This window comes from Kribbella sp. CA-245084 (genome assembly GCF_050942355.1).
Lineage (GTDB): Bacteria > Actinomycetota > Actinomycetes > Propionibacteriales > Kribbellaceae > Kribbella.
In genome coordinates this window covers 8,536,290-8,553,546 of the sequence record NZ_CP192053.1, presented here as the reverse complement: position 1 = coordinate 8,553,546, position 17,257 = coordinate 8,536,290, and the positions used below count along the sequence as shown (strand labels likewise).

The window sequence follows — 17,257 nt, the reverse complement described above, 5'->3', positions numbered from 1 at the left end:
GCCAACGCATCGCTGATCGTTGTCTGCGTGGGTGTGAGTGTCGCGCTCTTCTCACAGAATGCCTGGATTCTCCGGGCGGCCGCGGTCGGTGCGGCTCTGGTCGCGATCGCCGGCTCTGTCCTGTTCCGCCACCAGTTGCTGGTCGAGCGGCTGGCCCATTCGGACGAGCGCGCGCAGGTCGCGCAGGAATACTCGCGGATCACCAGCGCCCGTGTGGTCGAGAACGCGGAGTTCGTCGACCTGATGCAGCGCCGACTGGACAAGATCGACCGGCGCCTCGACAAGATCGACGAAGAGGTCGCCACGGTCGTTGCCGCCGGCGACAAGCACTCGCAGGCCGACGCCCCGACCGTCGTAGACCTGAAGCTCCGAGGTCTGGCCGCCTCCTGAGCCGGGCCCCATACTGCGGTAATGGGGCTGGATGCGAACTACCCGGCTGTGACGATGAACGATCCGAACGGCCATGTCACGGTCTACAACGAGGACCATCTGCCGATCGGGCAACTGGGTCCGACGCCGTACGAGTCACCGTCGGTGAACGTGACGTGCCGGCGCAAGGCGTGGGACGACCTGTACTGGTACCGCCTGCTGAACCCCGAGGGCTTCCCGTTCCCGGCCGCAGAGGCGTACGTGTCCGCGGAAGAAACGCATGAGTTGAACCCGGGTCAGCCGTACGCCATCCCGGACTGCGCCTCCGGCTGCCCGATCAAGATCGGCCAAGCGGCCGCGGTCGGCGCGCTGGCAATCGGCGGAGCCGCGGCAGCCGCCGCCTGGCGCCGCCGACGGCGGGAACTGGGGACCGCCTGATGGACCCGCACGGGCCGGCTGAGGGTGGTTCGAAGTAGGTTTTGGGGTGTGGATCTTGCGGAGTTGGTGAAGGTTGCTGAGGCTGCTGTTGAGCGCGGGCGGGTGGTGACGCAGACGCGGGCGGTGGGGGAGTTGACGGCCAAGGGGGATCGGGACATGGCCTCCGAGGTGGACTTTGCTGTGGAGCGGGAGGTCCGGGCGTTTCTCGAGCGGGAGACGCCGGAGATCGGGGTGCTCGGTGAGGAAGAGGGTGGCGCGACCGACGGGACGCGCTGGGTGCTCGACCCGGTCGACGGGACGGTCAACTTCATCCACGGCGTACCGCTGTGGGCGATCTCGCTCGGCCTGATCCACGAAGGGCGCGCCGTCGCCGGCGTGATCGACCACCCGGCGCTGAACACGACGTACGTCGCCGCCGAAGGTCTCGGTGCCACCTGCAACGGGAAGGCGATCCGGGGCAGTGAGTGCACCGACCTGACCGACGCGTTGGTTGCCGTGGGCGACTATGCCGTCGGGCCGGATGCCGAAGCGGTGAACGCCGATCGACTCGCCCTGACTCAGCGCCTGTACCCGCGCGTGCAGCGGCTGCGGATGATCGGTACGGCGGCGACCGCGCTCACCTGGACGGCGAACGGGTACTTCGACGCGCTGATCATGTTCTCCAACAAGCCGTGGGACACGATGGCCGGCGTGGCGATCTGCCGCGAGGCCGGCGTGACCGTACTCGACCTGGACGGCACCGACCACGCGCCCGAGTCCCGCGGCGTCTTCGCCGTCGCCGACGGCATCCGCGAACCGCTCCAGGAACTGCTCGGCTAGGGGCTCTCGATGGCGACGCTAGGAATCATCGGCAGCGGGAACATCGGGTCGGTGGTCGCGTGGCTCGCGGTCGACGCGGGCCTCGACGTGGTGATGGCGAACTCGCGCGGCCCGGAGAGCCTTGCCGACAAGGTCCGCGACCTCGGCGTCCGCGCCGGCACCGTCGACGAGGCAGTGCGCGCCGGGGACTGGGTCCTCGTCACCATCCCACTCGGACGGTACGCCGACCTGCCGGTCGAACCGTTCGCGGGCAAGGTCGTGCTGGACACGATGAACTACTACCCGCATCGCGACGGCCGGATCGATCGGCTCGACCGCGAGGTGGTGACGACCGCGCAACTGCTGCAGGAACACTTGCCCGAGGCCCACACCGTGAAGGCGTTCAACAACATCAGCGCCCGCAATATCGTGACGCTCGCGCGACCGGACGACGCGACGGATCGCAGTGCGTTGCCGATCGCCGGCGACGACGCGGACGCGAAGGCCGCAGCCACGACGCTGATCCAGACGCTGGGCTTCGACGTGGTCGACGTCGGTCCGCTGAGCGAGAGTTGGCGGTTCGAGCCGGAGACGGCGGCGTACGTCACGCCGTACCTGTCGAAGGCGAGTACGGCGAAACAGCGCGCCGCCGGGCACGCCGATCCGGGTAAGCCGCTGCCCGTGGCCAGCCTCGTGCAACTGATCGCGGCCGCACACCGTCCGCCGGTGGCCGGCCGCGAGTTCTGACCGCGCTACTTGTCGATGTCGCCGACGACGAAGAACATGCTGCCGAGGATCGCGATCATGTCGGGGATCATCGTGCCAGGCAGCAGCGCCGGCAGTGCGGAGATGTTGTTGAAGCTGGCCGACCGGAGCTTCAGCCGCCAAGGAGTCTTGTCGCCGCGCGAGACCAGGTAATAGCCGTTGATGCCGAGCGGGCTCTCGGTCCAGGCGTAGGTCTGGCCCTCGGGGACCTTGAGGATCTTCGGCAGCCGTACGTTCACCGGTCCGGCCGGCAGCGCGGACAGCTTGTCGAGGCACGCGTCGACCAGGTCGAGCGAGACCTTCACCTGCTCGAGCAGGACGGAGAAGCGGGCGTAGCAGTCGCCTTCGGGGCGCGTGACCACGCGGAGTACGTCCTGCAGGTCGCCGTACGCGAGGTAGGGCTCGTCGCGGCGGAGGTCCGCATCCACACCTGAAGCGCGGGCGATCGGGCCGGAGACGCCGTACTGCGCGACGAGCTCGGGGGCGAGCTTGCCGACGCCGATCGTGCGGGCGCGGAAGATCTCGTTGCCGAGGATGATCTCCTCGATATCGGGCAGGCGCTTGCGGACCGCGGCGGAGGCGGCGGACGCGCGACCGAGCCAGCCGTACGGGAGGTCCTCCTTGAGCCCGCCGACCCGGTTGAACATGTAGTGCATCCGGCCGCCGGACAGCTCCTCCATCACCGCCTGGATCGTCTCGCGCTCGCGGAACGCGTAGAACACCGGCGTGATCGCGCCGAGCTCGAGCGGGTACGAGCCGAGGAACATCAGGTGGTTCAGCACCCGGTTCAGCTCGGCCAGCAGGGTCCGCAGCCAGACTGCCCGGTCGGGTACCTCGAGTCCCATCATCCGCTCGACCGCGATGACGACGCCGAGTTCGTTGGCGAACGCCGACAGCCAGTCGTGCCGGTTCGCGAGCACGATGATCTGCCGGTAGTCGCGGACCTCGAAGAGCTTCTCGGCGCCGCGGTGCATGTAGCCGATGATCGGCTCGCAGCTCACGATCCGCTCGCCGTCGAGCGTGAGCCGCAGCCGCAGTACGCCGTGGGTCGCCGGGTGCTGCGGACCGATGTTGAGCACCATGTCGGTGGTCGGCAGGTCCGATCCGGCTCCGCCACGCTCATAAGCAGGGTCGAATCCGGCAGCTCCGGCCCCGACTCCGACGACTCTTTCCGTGCTCATGCCCCCTATCGTGACAGGCTGGGTGTGTGGATGACCTCTTCGCACCCTCGGATGTGAGTTGGACGCCGGTCTCGCCCAAGCTGGCGACGCTGCGCCGGCTGAACGCGTCGATCGTGGCGGGGCTGGCTGCGATCGCGGCGCTGCTCGCGCTCGGACTGACGCTCGGCTGGCTGTACGGCGTACTCGCGGTGGTCGTGATCGCGCTCGTACTCGCCTGGGCCTGGATCCTGATCGGGCGCAACCAGCGGTCCTGGAAGTACGCCGAGCGCGAGGACGAGCTGCTGGTCAGCCACGGGATCATGTTCCGCGAGCTGGTCGTCGTACCGTACGGCCGGATGCAGTTCGTCGACGTGACCGCCGGGCCGCTGGAGCGCGCGTACGGGATGGCCACTGTGGAGCTGCACACCGCCACTCCGGCCACCGACGCCAAGATCCCGGGGCTGCATCCGGATGAGGCCGGCCGGCTGCGTGACCGGCTGTCCGCTCTCGGTCAGGCGCAGGCGTGGGGCCTGTGACCCAAGAACCGGTGACACAGCAGACCGTTGAGGTCGTGGGGCAGAGGCTCCACCCCCTGACACCGTTCGTCAAAGGCTGGGGGTACTTCGTCGTAGCAGCCGTCGCGCTGGTCAACAACGAGGGTCTACGGCAGAACCTGACGTTCGCCGGCATCGGCCTGGCCGCGGTCCTCATCGGAGGCATCCTGCTCGGCACGCTGTCCTGGTGGTTCACCAAGTGGCAGCTGACCGGCGATGCGATCCGCGTGGACAGCGGATTCCTGTTCCGGCGTACCAGGATCATCCGCTTCGACCGGATCCAGGCGATCGACGTCGCGCAGCCGTTCGTCGCGCGGCTGTTCGGCATGGCCGAGCTGCGGATGGATGTGGCCGGCGGCGGCAAGAGCGACGGCAAGCTGAGCTACTTCAGCTACGCCGAGGCGCAGGAGCTCCGTACGACGCTGCTGGTCCGCGCAAAGGGCCAGCAGGCCGCTGAGCAGCAGGAGAGCGAGCAACTGGCCGAGGCGGAGGCTCCGCCGCTGCTGACTGTCCCGACCACCCGCCTGCTCGGTGCGACCCTGCTGTCGTCCACCGTCGTCGGTAGTGCCGGCGCGCTGATCTGGTTGATCGTCGCCACCATGGTGCTCAACTTCCACATCGGGCTGTTCGCCGGTCTGCCGCTGCTGCTCGGTGTCGTGCAGCCGATCTGGAAGCAGGTCGTCGGCAACCACGGATTCACCCTGTCCGACACCAGCCACGGTCTGCGGACCAAGCGCGGGCTGTTCGACGTACAGCGGCAGACGGTCCCGCCGGGCCGGGTGCAGGGCCTGCTGATCACCGAGCCGCTGATCTGGCGGCTGATCGGCTGGTCCCGCGTCGAGCTGGACATCGCGGGGGTGGCCGGTCAGAAGGAAGACGGTGACAACGAGAACGAGGGCGCGCAGCTGCTGCCGGTCGGTGAGCGTACCGAGGTGGCCTACGTGCTCTCCCGGGTGTTGCCAGGGTTCGATCTGGCCGCCATCCAGATGCACGTCGCGCCGGAGCGGGCCAAGTGGCTCCGTCCGATCGGCTGGCGCTACCTGACGTACGGCGTAGACGACCAGGTCATGGTGACGACGCGAGGCTGGGTGAGCCGCCGTACATCGATCGTGCTGCACCACAAGACGCAATCCGTGCGGATGGAGCAGGGACCGCTGCAGCGGCGGCTGGGGCTGGCCAATGTGCATGTGGACACCCCGCTCGGGCCGACGGATGCCGTTGCGTTGCACCGCGACCAGGCGGAGGCTGCAGCGCTGGTGCAGGCTCAGGCGGACAGGGCGCGCGAGGCACGACGTACGGTGTCGGCACCTCTCGCAGTCCAGACCCAGCCGAACCCGCCGAGGCCGGACGGGTCCAGTAGCTCGGCCGCTTCACCGGCTGAGGACAGCTCGGACAGGTAGCCCATTGGGTCCGTATGCGCCAGGTCGAGCGGTGGTCTGGTTGCGCTGACGCCCAGGGCTTTCAGTGCGTCGCGCTGGCTCACGGTTGTGCCGCCGAGGGAGTCCAGGGCTACGTGGGCGGTGATGTCGCAGGTGCCGTCGGGTGTCGGGTCGCACTCGCGGCCGTCGCGGAAGCCGGTCAAGGTCCCGTACGGCGGCCTGGCCGCCTTGAGGTGGCCGTAGTCGATCGCAAGGGCGAGACTCCCCGGCGCAAGGCGGTCGGTCACTCCGGCCCAGGACTCATCACGAGTGGTTCCGATCTCAGCCCGATCACCCGGCTCACCGGGCCACCAGCGCTCGAGCCAGGCCAGATCGTTGCCTTCGACAACTGGTCCTGGGGTGAGATCGGCAAGCAGGTAGTGCGGAACGCCTTCGTCGTCCCACTCGACGACCTCGCACGGAATGTTGTCGAGCCACTCGTTGGCGATCACCAGCCCGGACAGGCGCTCGGAGAGCTCGTCGTCCAGTTCGATGTCCAGAACGGTGAGGCCTTCGGCGCGGAGGACCTTCCCCAGCTCGCCTGAGCCAGCGCCAATATCCACAACCTGATCGAGCTCGAGCAGCCGAGCGAGGCGCGCGATCGCCTGTCCGAAGAGCGCCGACGCGTGCACCGACGTACGGAAATGGGCCGCCGGCCGCTCCCGCCGGTAGAAGCCGTCGGGGCCGTAGAGAGCCTGCTGCCAAGCTGCCCGGAAGGTCTCCGTCATCGTCCGCCGTTCGAAAGAGGTGTGGACCGCAACGATCTTAGGATCGATGCTCGTGGCGAACCTTCCTGACCAGCTCGCGGTGCTCTTCGGCGCGGACCCGGCGTTCGACGTGGTCGGGGCGGAGCCGCCGTTCGTGGTCACGCCGGAGTGGCTCGACACGACGAAGGCCAAGATCGCGGAGCTGGTCGACCGGCCCACGCTCGGAAAGGTCTCGGCGAGCAACAAGCACTTCACAGAAGGCTCACCGCTACTGGTCGACACGTTCTACTTCGTGTTCCGGAGCCTGTGGCCGCCGATCGGCATCCTTGCCGGCGGTGCGCGGAATCTGCACTTCCTGCTGGTCAACGAGTATCGCCGCGAGCCGCAGGAGATCGACACCGACATCGCCAACTGGCGCGAGACCGGCGGCGTCTTCGACATCCCGTTCCCGCTGCGGAACGACGTCGAGTCCCAGGAGGAGGTCATCCGCGCCAGCCGCGACATGCTCGACCTGCTGACCGGGATCCCCGGCCTCGAGGCACGGCGTACGGCGATGGCGACGATGCTGGACCGCATCCTGGCCGACCCGGAGCTGTTGAAGCTGCACACGACCCAGACGCGGCCCGCGGTGACGAAGCGCTGGATCGAGGAGTTCAGCGACGACGACATCCGCCACGCCTACCCGCATCTGTCCGGCAATCCGCTCGACCTGCTCGTGTACGGGATGAACCGGCTGCAGGCGGCCTACCACGGCGTGGCCGAGGTGAGTGCGGAGGCGGAGCGGCCGTTCTCCCATGAGGTGGCTGGACTGCTGCAGCAAATCGGGCGGACCGATCTGCCCGCCGGGCTCACCTTCTCGGCGCTGGGCCCGTCCGGGACGGCAGAGGTCCAGAAGCAGCTCGAGAGCACCCAGACCCGGGTGGACCCGGCCGAATGGCGGCGTCGGCGGCAGGCGTGGATGATCCGGGCGGTCGAGGCAGGTGCCGCGTTCGAAGCGCGGGAGTGGCTGGCTGCGACGTACCAGGTCGGTGCGAGCCTCAACGGGCTGCCCGACAAGGCGAAGGTTTCGAAGGAGCTGTACCTCGTCACCGGCTTCTTCCGGGGACTGCGCGACCTCAACTCGTTCCGGCCGCCGAAAGCGATTGTCGAGGCGGACGCGGCCGCGCCGGACAAGCTGCGGACCGACTCGCCGGCCAGCGGCGATCCGATCGCCGAGCTGAACGCGATGACCGGGCTGGGCCCGGTGAAGACACGCGTGCACGAGCTGGTGGCGGAGGCGAAGCTGGCCAAGCTGCGGACCGAGGCCGGAGTGCGGCTGCCGAAGCCGATGGGTCACTTGGTGTTCAGCGGCAACCCCGGCACAGGCAAGACGACGGTGGCCCGGATCCTGGCCGAGGTCTACCGGGACCTGGGCATGCTCACGTCGGGTCATCTGGTCGAGGTCGGGCGGGCCGACCTGGTCGCGTCGTACATCGGTCAGACCGCGCCGAAGGTGACCGACGTGGTCGAGCGCGCGCTCGGCGGAGTGCTGTTCATCGACGAGGCATATGCGCTGTTCAACGGCTCCGGTCGCGACTTCGGCCGGGAGGCCGTCGCCACGCTGATCCAGCTGATGGAGATCCACCGCGACAACCTGGTCGTGGTGATGGCCGGCTACCCCAACGAGATGTACTCGCTGATCGACAGCAACCCGGGCATCAAGTCCCGGATCCGGAAGTTCGTCAACTTCCCGGACTACACCGATGCCGAGCTGCACAAGATCTTCCTCGAGAACGCCGAGCAGGTCGGGTTCGTGCTCGGCGACGGGGTGTCCCAGCAGGTCCTGGCCGATCTGCACAAGGTGCCGCGGGCACCTGGGTTCGGCAACGCGCGCACGGTACGGACGCTGCTCGAGCGGATCGCGACACTGCAAGCGGTCCGCCTGGCCGCGCTGGAATCGCCGAGCATGGGGCAGGTCCGGACGATCGAGCGCGCCGACGTCACCGATGTCGCCGACGACAGCAACCAGCCCAGGCACACCGATCCGCAGGCAGAGCTCGCAGCCATGACCGGACTGACCCAGGTGAAGGCCACGGTCGAGCGGCTCGCTTCCGAGGCGAAGGCCGACGTACTGCGGGCGACAGCGGGGATGCCGCCGACGGAGCGGTCCCGGCACATGGTCTTCACCGGCAATCCGGGCACCGGGAAGACCACAGTGGCCAGACTGATCGCCGAGATCTACCGGGACCTCGGGCTGCTCGGCGTCGGCCATCTGGTCGAGACAAGCGGCAACGAGCTGATGGGCGAGTACGTCGGTCAGACCGCGCCGAAGGTGCAGCGCCTGGTGGAGCAGGCCCTGGGTGGCGTGCTGTTCGTCGACGAGGCGTACACGCTGGCCGATCCGAGAGGCTTCGGGACCGATGCGCTCGCCACGCTGATCAAGCTGATGGAGGAGCACCGCGACGACCTGGTCGTCGTCCTGGCCGGGTATACCGGGCCGATGGAAGGGCTCTTCCTGCAGAACCCCGGTTTGAAGTCCCGCGTGCCGATGACGCTGGAGTTCCCGGACTACTCGCGGACAGAGCTGCAGGAGATCTTCCAGTACCTCAGCGGCAAGGCCGGATACGTCCTGGCCGACGGAGTGGGCGAACGGGTTGGCTCGCTGCTTGACCGCGTTCGGAACGCGGCCGACTTCGGCAACGGCCGGGAGGTGCGCAACCTCTTCGAGGCCGCGGTCTCGCAGCAGTCGGTTCGCATCAGTGCGTTGACGGACCCGAGCCTCGACGAAGTACGTGAGCTGACGCCTGCCGACGTACCGGAGGACTGGCGGGGTAAGGACGCAGCCGGGACGGTGGGCTTCCAGCTCAAGAGCTGAGCGGTACGGCGCCGAACTGGTGCCAGCTCCCAGCCGTGTCCTCGCGCCACAGGCCCAGCTCGGTCAGCTGGATTGTCGGGGCTGGTGTCGCGGCCAGGGCAGCCTGCGCCTCGGCTACGACGGCCGGACCGCCCTGGGTGGACGACGAGATGGTCAGATGCGGATGCACGTCCGGGAACTCACCGCCGTACGGCGGGCACTCCGGGAAGGCCGCGAACACGCTGTGGAGCAGTGAGCGGACGGTGTCGAACGGCTCCGGCTTCAGCCAGGCCGTGCCATTCGGGAACTGACCTGCTGTCGGGAAGCTGAGCTCAAAGGGCTCCACAGACGAGACAGCGGACCGCAGTCGAGCTATGTCGGCGTCTGTGGGCTCTGCAACCCACGGGACCAGCACGGTCACATGCGGTGGGATCAGCTCTGTCAACGGGACCTGCGGTCTGGCAGTCGACCGTGACACCGAACGCCAACGGTCCGTGTACGCCGCCAGCTCGGGAACTGTGATCAGAATCGCGGTCAATTCGGTCCGTGCTGCCCACGCATCGCTCACCCGCACATGCTCTCATCACCTACCCTGGCAAGTAGATCGTCTGGTACCCCGCCGTGGGACTGGAACGAGAAGAGAGTGAGTGATGGAACGGATCGGCTTGATCGGAGCCGGCCGGGCCGGGACCGCCGTGGGAGCAGCCTTGGCGGCAGCCGGGCATCGGTTGGTCGGAGTGACGGCGCGTTCGGACGCGTCCCGGGACCGCGTTGCGCAGCTACTGCCCGCTGTGCCGGTGCTGACCGCCGACGAGGTCACCCAGCGCGCTGACGTCGTGCTGGTCGCCGTACCGGACGACCTGATCCATGAAGTGGCGCAGACGCTCCCGCTGACCAGCGCGCAGTACGTCGTACACCTGTCCGGCGCGCACGGACTGAATCCGTTCAAGGGGCTACAGGCGATACCAGTCGCGCTGCACCCCTCGATGACTTTTCCCGGCGGTCTGGTGCCGTTGGACGACGTGATGTTCACCGCGACCGCTCCCGACGCGGCCAGGCCGGTTGTCGAGCGACTGGTGAAGTCGCTGGGTGCACAGGTGCAGTGGGTAGCCGACGAGCAGCGAGCGCGGTACCACGCCGGTCTCGCGCACGGTGCGAACCACCTGACCACGTTGGTCTCCCAGGCGATCGGCGTACTGCGGGAGGCCGGCGTCGCGGATCCGGTGGCGACACTGCAGCCGTTGCTGGTCGCAACCCTCGACAACACGCTGCGATCCGGTCATCATGCGCTCACCGGGCCGATCGCCCGCGGCGATGTCGACACGGTGGCAGCACATCTGACAGCACTACAGGTACTGCGGGACCGCACGGCGACGACGTACGCCGAGCTGGCCCGCGCGACGGTGGAGATGGTGGAGGCGGACGGGCGGCTGGACGCGGCGACGGCCCGCCGGTTCTTCGAGGTGCTGGACGGGCACCGGGCAGGGGTCCCAGGGCAGGATCGGACAGGGGAGACACCGCGATGAGACTCACCCAGACCAAGGCCGAACTGCGAGCAGCGGCCGCGATCCGGCCCCGGGCGGTCGTGATGACGATGGGCGCCCTGCACGAGGGCCACGCGGCGTTGCTGGCCGAGGCTCGCGAGCGGGTCGGACCGGACGGCAGCGTGGTGCTGACGATTTTCGTGAACCCGTTGCAGTTCGGGCCGTCGGAGGACTTCGACCGGTACCCGCGGACGCTGGCCAGCGACCTGGCGATCGCGAAGAACGAGGGTGTCGACCTGGTCTTCAACCCCTCGCGCGATGAGCTCTACCCGAACGAGCCGTCGATCACCGTGCACCCGGGGCCGTTGGCCGACGAGCTGGAAGGCGTGTTCCGGCCCGGCCACTTCTCCGGCGTACTGACCGTGGTCTCGAAGCTGCTGCACCTGACCGCGCCCGATCTCGCGCTGTTCGGTGAGAAGGACTACCAGCAGCTGACGCTGATCCGCGAGATGGTGTGCGACCTGGACATGGACACCGACATCGTGCCGGTTCCGACCGTGCGCGAGCCGGACGGGCTCGCGATGTCCTCACGCAACCGCTACCTGAGCGAGACCGAGCGTGACGAGGCGCTGGTGCTGCACCGCGCGCTGAGCGCCGGCGCGAAAGCAGGGATGAATGGCCCGGATGCAGTGATGACCGCCGCCCAGGCCGAGTTGGAGGCCGTCCCGTCGGTGAAGATCGACTATTTGGCCCTTCGCGCGCCCGATCTGGGTCCTGTCATCGGGCCTGGAGAGGCGCGGATGCTGATCGCCGCCCGGGTAGGTCTGACCCGTCTCATTGACAACATTTCCATCACCCTGCGATGAATCCGGTTGATACGGTCGCCGAATGACCGCACCCGCAGTCCCGCAACGGCTGGCCGCAGCTGAGCCTGGCTGGACCGACTCTGTCGACGTGGTGGTGATCGGTTCCGGGGTTGCGGGGCTGAGCGCTGCGTTGAAGGCGCGGGAGCTGGGATCCGTGCTCGTGGTGACGAAGGATGTCGTTGCGTCCGGCTCCACGCAGTGGGCACAGGGCGGCATCGCCGCCGCGCTCGACCCGGAGGACTCGCCCGAGGAGCACCTGCAGGACACGTTGGTCGCGGGCGCCGGGCTCAGCGACCCGGAAGCCGTCCGTGTGCTCGTCACCGAAGGCCCCGACGCGGTGCGCGACCTGATCGAGTTGGGCGCGCGTTTCGACACGATGGCCGACGGCGAGATCTCGCTCGGACGTGAGGGCGGACACCACCGCAACCGCATCGCGCACGCCGGCGGCGACGCGACCGGTGCGGAGATCGAGCGGGCACTGGTCGCCGCGGTCAAGCGGGCCAAGGACATCCGGCTGATCGAGCACGCTCTCGTCCTCGACCTGCTGACCGCCGAGGACGGCGCGGTCGCAGGCGTCACGCTGCACGTGATGGGTGAAGGGCAGCTGGGCGGCGTCGGAGCGATCCGCACGCGCGTCGTCATCCTGGCCTCCGGCGGTCTCGGACAGTTGTATGCGGCAACGACCAACCCGAGCGTGTCGACCGGTGACGGTATGGCGCTGGCGTTGCGGGCCGGCGCCAAGGTGCGCGACCTCGAGTTCATCCAGTTCCACCCGACCGTGCTCTGGCTGGGAAAGAGCGCGAAAGGCCAGCAGCCGTTGGTTTCCGAGGCCGTCCGGGGCGAGGGCGCGTTCCTGGTCGACCACACCGGCAAGCGATTCATGCAGGGGCAGCACGAGCTCGCGGACCTCGCTCCGCGCGACATCGTGGCGAAGGCGATCATGCGGCAGATGCTTGCCACCAGCAAGGATCACGTCTACCTCGACGCCCGGCACTTCGGCGACGAGAAATGGCGGGTGCGGTTCCCGACCATCCTCGCGTCCTGCCGCTCGCACGGTATCGACCCGGTGCGTGAGCTGATCCCGGTCGCGCCGGCCTGCCACTACTCGTCCGGCGGCGTGCGGACCGACCTCAACGGGCAGACCTCGGTGCCCGGCCTGTACGCCTGCGGTGAGGTCGCGTGCACCGGAGTACACGGAGCCAACCGGCTCGCGTCGAACTCGTTGCTCGAAGGACTCGTGTTCGCCCGCCGGATCGCCGCACACCTCGCCGACGGTCTGCCTGAGCGGAGGGAGCCGGCTGTCGACGTCCGTACGCCGGGCCTGGTCGACGCGGACGTCGTACCGGAGCTGCAGCGGGCGATGACCGCCGGCGCCGGCGTGATCCGCAGCGCGGCCGGTCTGTCCGACGCGGGTGCGACGATCGGCAAGCTGATCGAGCAGCCGGCCGACGAGCCCGGTACGCCGGGATGGGAGGCGACGAACCTGGTCACGGTCGCGTCCGCGCTGCTGGCCGCCGCGAGCGCCCGTGAGGAAAGTCGTGGCGCGCACTGGCGCGAGGACCACCCGGATCGCGATGATCTGCACTGGTCCGGCAGTCTGGACCTGACGCTGCCTGCCGTGGCCGAGCGGGCTGTGCCGCAGGCCACGTTCGTTCCCCACGTTTCCGAGGAGAATCACCGGCATGGATGAGACAGTCGACCGCCAGTGGGTCGTTGACCTCGTGCGGGCAACCATCGAAGAGGACCTCGCCGGGGGCGTCGACGTGACCACCACGGCCACCATCGACCCCGACCAGATCTCGGTTGCCGAGCTGGTCGCGCGGACCGACGGCGTGGTGGCCGGGCTGGAGATCGCGGAGCTCGTACTGCGGCTGGTCGCCGCTCCGGACGAGATCGAGATCGAGCACTCCGTTCGTGACGGCGCGTCCGTGCAGGCCGGCGCCATCTTGATGACGATCCGCGGCAAGACCCGCCAGCTGCTCACCGCCGAGCGCACCACACTGAATCTGCTGTGCCACCTGAGCGGAGTCGCCACGCTGACCCGGCGCTGGGTGGACGCGGTCGCAGGCACCGGAGCGGTCATCCGCGACACCCGCAAGACGATGCCGCTGCTGCGGTCCCTGGAGAAGTACGCCGTCCGCTGCGGCGGCGGCAAGAACCACCGGATGGCGTTGTCCGACGCTGCGCTGATCAAGGACAACCACGTGATCGCGGCCGGCGGGGTCGCGGAAGCGTACCGGCTGGTGCGCAAGGCGTATCCGGACATCTCGATCGAGGTGGAGGTCGATTCGGTCGACGACGCGCTGATCGCGGTCGAGTCCGGTGCCGAGCTGATCCTGCTCGACAACATGGATGTTCCGCTGCTGCGCGAAGCCGTCGAGAAGGTCGGCGGCCGCGCGCGGCTCGAGGCCTCCGGCGGACTGACGCTCGACAAGGCCCGGGCGGTCGCCGAGACCGGGGTGGACTTCCTCGCGGTCGGTGCCTTGACGCACTCGGCTCCGGTCCTCGATATCGCCCTGGACCTGAAGGAGTCCTGATGTTGCTGGCCGTCGCCGTCGAGAACACCAGGACGCTGGTCGGCCTGGTATTCGAAGGCACGGTCAAGCGGCATTGGTGGGTCGGCACGGACCCACGACGTACGGCGGACGAGTGGGCCGTGCTGCTGCAGGGCCTGCTCGCCGGTGAGTCGCCGGTGTCCGGGATCGCCGTGTGTTCCGCCGTACCGCATGTGCTGCACGAGCTGCGGGACGTCGTCTCGCGGTACTACCACGACGTGCCGAGCGTCGTCGTCGAGCCGGGTGTGAAGACCGGGCTGCCGGTGCTCGTCGACAACCCGCGCGAGGTCGGCACGGACCGGATCGCGAACGCGCTCGCCGCGGTGCACAAGTACGGCGCACCCTGCCTGATCGTCGATGTCGGTACGGCGATCACGATCGACGTGGTCAACCCGGCCGGCGCGTTCATCGGCGGAGTGATTGCCCCAGGCATCGAAACGGCGACCGACGCGCTCGGGTACGCCGCCGCACAGTTGCGTCGCGTCGAGCTGGTCCGGCCGCGGTCGGTGGTCGCGAAGAACACCGTCGAGGCCCTGCAGTCCGGTGCGATCCACGGGTTCGCCGCCCTGGTCGACGGATTGGTCGCGAGGATCCGGACCGAGCAGTCTCTGAACGCGGAGAGTCCCGTCGTCCTCACCGGCGCGCTGGCACCGCTCCTGATCGGCCAGCTGACGACTCCGATCCGCGACGAACCGTTGCTGACATTGCACGGTCTGTACCAGGCGTACGCCCGGAACCACAGCTGAGGCAATTAACCTCTTGTGCCCTTGAGGTGATCTGGATCACGATGAGTCCAGCTACTTTGGGGGGAAACCATGAGAGCTACTTATCGGGTACTGGCCGGTCTCATTGCGATCGGCGTCGTGGTCCAGGCGATGGCCATCGCGGTCGGCTGGTTCATCGCGCTGAAGGACATGGACGACGGTCTGGTCATCGACAAGAACTGGGAAGGCAACTGGGGCCACAGCCTCCACGGCATCGTCGGGTCGATGATCATCCCGTTGCTCGCACTGCTGTTGCTGATCGTCTCGTTCTTCGCCCATGTGCAGGGCGGCGTCAAGTGGGCGCTGTACGTTTTCGGCCTGGTCGTGTTGCAGATCGCCTTCGCCTTCGCGGCCTTCGCCCTACCGGTGGTCGGCGCCCTGCACGGTGCGAACGCGCTGGCTCTGCTCGCCGTCGCCGGGATCGCGGCCAGACGTGCTGCTGGTGCACCTGCACCGGCGGCCACGACGGAGTCGACCGAGGCGACCGCTTAGATGCCTTTGGCAACTGACAGGCGGCGGCCGTGACGTTGCGGTTGCCGCCTCGCCGGGTGCTGGTCGCGTTGCTCGCGACGATCGTCGTACTGACGCCGATCGTGTTCTTCTGGACGCGCAGCCTGGTCCCGAACAACCTGTCGCCGATGTCGATGGGGTACGCCGACTACGGCGGCGGGCCGGTGTCGGAGCATGAGCACCACGGCGTCGACGTCAGCGAGCTGACCGGACCGCCCGATCAGAAGCCCGATGTCGCGGTGGATCTGGTCGCCCGCAAGGAGCGGTTCGACATCCCCGGCCGCGGCTCGTTCGACGGCTACACGCTGAACCACACCTCGCCCGGGCCGCGGATCGTCGCAAAACAAGGCGATCTGATCCAGGTCACGCTGCACAACGACAACGTGGCCGACGGGGTCACGCTGCACTGGCACGGTGTCGACGTACCGAATGCCGAAGACGGTGTCGCGGGTGTCACCCAGGACGCGGTCCAGCCCGGGAAGTCGTACGTGTACCGCTTCGTGGCGAAGGACGTCGGCACGTACTGGTACCACTCGCACCAGATCGCGCACGAGCAGGTGCAGAAGGGCTTGTACGGCGTCCTGATCGTCCAGCCCGCAACCGATGATGTGATCGCCGCCGTGCACACCTACGACAAGATCCGCACGGTCAACGGCGAGTACGGCGAACGCCGGGTGAAGGCACCGGGCCCGACGGCCCGCGTGCGGTTGATCAACACCGACAACGGACCGATGTCGGTGTGGGTCGACGGGGCGTCGTACAAGGTGGTCGCGGTCGACGGGACCGACGTGAACGCGCCGACCGAGGTGAGCGGGAAGAAGGTGCTCGTGACCGCCGGCGGGCGGGTCGATCTGGAGATCCGCACGGACAAACCGGTGCGGATCGGGCTCGGCGGCGGACCGACGACGCTGGTGATCGGGGACGGTGATGCGCCGACCGGGACCGAGCCCAAGGACCACGTCGATCTGCTGACCTACGGCTCACCGAAGGCCATCGGGCTCGACCCGGCGAAGGCGACGCGGGTGTTCCGGTACGACATCGGCCGGCGGATCGGGTTCTTCGACGGGAAGCCCGGGCTGCGGTGGTGGACGATCAACGGGCACCAGTACCCGGACGTGCCGATGTTCGTGGTGAGCGAGGGCGACATCGTCCGGATGACGATCAAGAACACCTCGGGTCAGGTCCATCCGATGCACCTGCACGGCCACCACCTCGTCGTCCTCAGCCGGAACGGGGTGAAGGCGACCGGGAGCCCGTGGTGGACGGACTCCCTCAACGTCGAGAACAAGGAGAGCTACGAGGTGGCCTTCGTCGCGAACAACCCGGGCATCTGGATGGACCACTGCCACAACCTGCCGCACGCGGCACAGGGCCTGATCACGCACCTGATGTACAACGGCGTCAGCACGAAGTTCCACATCGGCGGCGGGCCGAACAATCACCCCGAGTAGATCGGGCGGCCGACGGTCAGCGCCGTACGAAGGGTGTCGGGCAGGTTGTTGAAGACCGAGTCGGGCTGGGTGCCGGTGGCGTCCAAGGTCTTGGAGAAGAACGCGCGGGCCGCGGCGGCCAGGGCAACGTCGAGTACGTCGGCGTCGGTGAGGCCGACTGCTTTCAGCCCGTCGACGTCTGCCTGGGTGACCTTGTCGGCTCCCAGTGCGACCTTCCTCGCGAAGGCCATCACTGCCTCGTCGACCGGGTTGTGCGGCGGCTCGTCGACGAGCGCCGCTACCTCCTCGGCTGTGTAGAACTTGTCGGCCAGCACCTGCCCGTGGGCGAGGCTGCAGTAGCTCGACTTCAGCGCGGTCGCGGCGGCGAGCGTGGCCAGCTCGTAGCGGCGCAGGTCCATGGACTCCTTGATCGCGCCGTTCAGCTGTTTCCAGGCGTCGTAGACGGCCGGCCGTGCGGCGAAGGTCTGGACGAAGTTGGGCACGTGGCCGGCCGGGGCTCGGTTCGCCTCGAAGAACTCCGGTTCCTTGGGTGTGTCGATGAACGCCATCGTTGTTCCCCCCTTTGTGGCTCCTCTCACGGTAGGA

The 17,257-nt window shown here is 68.2% G+C and carries 17 protein-coding genes and 1 pseudogene; 14 read left to right on the top strand and 4 right to left on the bottom strand.

From position 1 onward, the window contains the following. Positions 1–27 precede the first annotated feature (27 nt). Genes ACQPYH_RS41065 through ACQPYH_RS41050 form a run of 4 tightly spaced genes read left to right on the top strand, consistent with a single transcriptional unit; the run spans position 28 to position 2,352 of the window. Positions 28–390, top strand: a complete 363-nt coding sequence (locus ACQPYH_RS41065) for a hypothetical protein (protein WP_432883145.1) — start codon at positions 28–30, stop codon at positions 388–390. 21 nt (positions 391–411) lie between these two features. Next, a complete protein-coding gene (locus ACQPYH_RS41060) occupies positions 412–807 on the top strand; it encodes a hypothetical protein (RefSeq protein WP_432883142.1) in 396 nt (131 codons plus the stop codon). Positions 808–855: 48 nt separating this feature from the next. Then, the gene (locus ACQPYH_RS41055) at positions 856–1,626 is read left to right on the top strand and encodes an inositol monophosphatase family protein (RefSeq protein WP_432883140.1); all 771 of its coding nucleotides are present in this window, start codon (positions 856–858) and stop codon (positions 1,624–1,626) included. Between the two features lie 9 nt (positions 1,627–1,635). After that, positions 1,636–2,352, top strand: coding sequence for an NADPH-dependent F420 reductase (locus tag ACQPYH_RS41050; RefSeq protein WP_432883138.1), 717 nt, complete (start codon positions 1,636–1,638; stop codon positions 2,350–2,352). A gap of 5 nt (positions 2,353–2,357) precedes the next feature. Here the strand turns inward: ACQPYH_RS41050 and ACQPYH_RS41045 are convergent, their stop codons facing one another. Then, entirely contained in the window at positions 2,358–3,551 is a 1,194-nt protein-coding gene (locus ACQPYH_RS41045) for an NADH-quinone oxidoreductase subunit D (RefSeq protein ID WP_432883136.1), read from the bottom strand. Positions 3,552–3,577: 26 nt separating this feature from the next. On the opposite strand from ACQPYH_RS41045, the gene ACQPYH_RS41040 reads away from it, so the two are divergent. Further along, on the top strand, positions 3,578–4,066 hold the full coding sequence (locus ACQPYH_RS41040; protein WP_130442104.1) for a PH domain-containing protein: 489 nt from the start codon (positions 3,578–3,580) through the stop codon (positions 4,064–4,066). Beyond that, positions 4,054–5,271, top strand: a pseudogene (locus ACQPYH_RS41035) (PH domain-containing protein); the annotation flags it as partial. The gene ACQPYH_RS41040 and the pseudogene ACQPYH_RS41035, both read left to right, overlap by 13 nt. A gap of 77 nt (positions 5,272–5,348) precedes the next feature. On the opposite strand, the gene ACQPYH_RS41030 reads toward ACQPYH_RS41035, so the two are convergent. After that, a complete protein-coding gene (locus ACQPYH_RS41030; RefSeq protein ID WP_432883134.1) occupies positions 5,349–6,230 on the bottom strand; it encodes an SAM-dependent methyltransferase in 882 nt (293 codons plus the stop codon). 52 nt (positions 6,231–6,282) lie between these two features. Between ACQPYH_RS41030 and ACQPYH_RS41025 the strand changes: the two genes are divergently transcribed. Continuing rightward, positions 6,283–9,063, top strand: a complete 2,781-nt coding sequence (locus ACQPYH_RS41025) for an AAA family ATPase (RefSeq protein WP_432883132.1) — start codon at positions 6,283–6,285, stop codon at positions 9,061–9,063. On the opposite strand, the gene ACQPYH_RS41020 is transcribed toward ACQPYH_RS41025, so the two are convergent. Beyond that, the gene (locus ACQPYH_RS41020) at positions 9,053–9,610 is read right to left on the bottom strand and encodes a 2'-5' RNA ligase family protein (protein WP_432883130.1); all 558 of its coding nucleotides are present in this window, start codon (positions 9,608–9,610) and stop codon (positions 9,053–9,055) included. The two genes, ACQPYH_RS41025 and ACQPYH_RS41020, sit on opposite strands and share 11 nt — an antisense overlap. Before the next feature lie 82 nt (positions 9,611–9,692). Here ACQPYH_RS41020 and ACQPYH_RS41015 point away from each other — a divergent pair, with 82 nt between their 5' ends. The 7 genes from ACQPYH_RS41015 (at position 9,693) to ACQPYH_RS40985 (ending at position 16,672) form a co-directional block, all read left to right on the top strand. Then, positions 9,693–10,568 carry a Rossmann-like and DUF2520 domain-containing protein gene (locus ACQPYH_RS41015; protein ID WP_432883127.1) on the top strand — a complete coding sequence of 292 codons (876 nt, stop codon included), beginning with the start codon at positions 9,693–9,695 and terminating at the stop codon, positions 10,566–10,568. Beyond that, positions 10,565–11,392 carry a pantoate--beta-alanine ligase gene (panC, locus tag ACQPYH_RS41010; protein ID WP_432883125.1) on the top strand — a complete coding sequence of 276 codons (828 nt, stop codon included), beginning with the start codon at positions 10,565–10,567 and terminating at the stop codon, positions 11,390–11,392. The genes ACQPYH_RS41015 and panC overlap by 4 nt, the downstream gene beginning before the upstream one ends. Positions 11,393–11,414: 22 nt before the next feature. Then, positions 11,415–13,082, top strand: a complete 1,668-nt coding sequence (locus ACQPYH_RS41005) for an L-aspartate oxidase (protein ID WP_432883122.1) — start codon at positions 11,415–11,417, stop codon at positions 13,080–13,082. Next, a complete protein-coding gene (gene nadC, locus ACQPYH_RS41000; protein WP_432883120.1) occupies positions 13,075–13,929 on the top strand; it encodes a carboxylating nicotinate-nucleotide diphosphorylase in 855 nt (284 codons plus the stop codon). Before ACQPYH_RS41005 ends, nadC begins: the two co-directional genes overlap by 8 nt. After that, a complete protein-coding gene (locus tag ACQPYH_RS40995; protein ID WP_432883118.1) occupies positions 13,929–14,693 on the top strand; it encodes a type III pantothenate kinase in 765 nt (254 codons plus the stop codon). Before nadC ends, ACQPYH_RS40995 begins: the two co-directional genes overlap by 1 nt. Before the next feature lie 69 nt (positions 14,694–14,762). Continuing rightward, positions 14,763–15,203, top strand: a complete 441-nt coding sequence (locus ACQPYH_RS40990) for a hypothetical protein (protein WP_432883115.1) — start codon at positions 14,763–14,765, stop codon at positions 15,201–15,203. Between the two features lie 29 nt (positions 15,204–15,232). After that, complete coding sequence (locus ACQPYH_RS40985; RefSeq protein ID WP_432883114.1) at positions 15,233–16,672, top strand: multicopper oxidase family protein; 1,440 nt, start codon at positions 15,233–15,235, stop codon at positions 16,670–16,672. On the opposite strand, the gene ACQPYH_RS40980 is transcribed toward ACQPYH_RS40985, so the two are convergent. Further along, positions 16,660–17,220, bottom strand: a complete 561-nt coding sequence (locus tag ACQPYH_RS40980) for a carboxymuconolactone decarboxylase family protein (RefSeq protein ID WP_432883111.1) — start codon at positions 17,218–17,220, stop codon at positions 16,660–16,662. The two genes, ACQPYH_RS40985 and ACQPYH_RS40980, sit on opposite strands and share 13 nt — an antisense overlap. Between the last annotated feature and the right edge of the window lie 37 nt (positions 17,221–17,257).

Bases quoted from the DNA above. Each gene is read 5' to 3' on its own strand.
- ACQPYH_RS41060 (WP_432883142.1), top strand. From the start codon at position 412: ATGGGGCTGGATGCGAACTACCCGGCTGTGACGATGAACGATCCGAAC.
- ACQPYH_RS41050 (WP_432883138.1), top strand. From the start codon at position 1,636: ATGGCGACGCTAGGAATCATCGGCAGCGGGAACATCGGGTCGGTGGTC.
- ACQPYH_RS41045 (WP_432883136.1), bottom strand. From the start codon at position 3,551: ATGAGCACGGAAAGAGTCGTCGGAGTCGGGGCCGGAGCTGCCGGATTC.
- ACQPYH_RS41030 (WP_432883134.1), bottom strand. From the start codon at position 6,230: ATGACGGAGACCTTCCGGGCAGCTTGGCAGCAGGCTCTCTACGGCCCC.
- ACQPYH_RS41015 (WP_432883127.1), top strand. From the start codon at position 9,693: ATGGAACGGATCGGCTTGATCGGAGCCGGCCGGGCCGGGACCGCCGTG.
- panC (WP_432883125.1), top strand. From the start codon at position 10,565: ATGAGACTCACCCAGACCAAGGCCGAACTGCGAGCAGCGGCCGCGATC.
- ACQPYH_RS41005 (WP_432883122.1), top strand. From the start codon at position 11,415: ATGACCGCACCCGCAGTCCCGCAACGGCTGGCCGCAGCTGAGCCTGGC.
- nadC (WP_432883120.1), top strand. From the start codon at position 13,075: ATGGATGAGACAGTCGACCGCCAGTGGGTCGTTGACCTCGTGCGGGCA.
- ACQPYH_RS40995 (WP_432883118.1), top strand. From the start codon at position 13,929: ATGTTGCTGGCCGTCGCCGTCGAGAACACCAGGACGCTGGTCGGCCTG.
- ACQPYH_RS40990 (WP_432883115.1), top strand. From the start codon at position 14,763: ATGAGAGCTACTTATCGGGTACTGGCCGGTCTCATTGCGATCGGCGTC.
- ACQPYH_RS40980 (WP_432883111.1), bottom strand. From the start codon at position 17,220: ATGGCGTTCATCGACACACCCAAGGAACCGGAGTTCTTCGAGGCGAAC.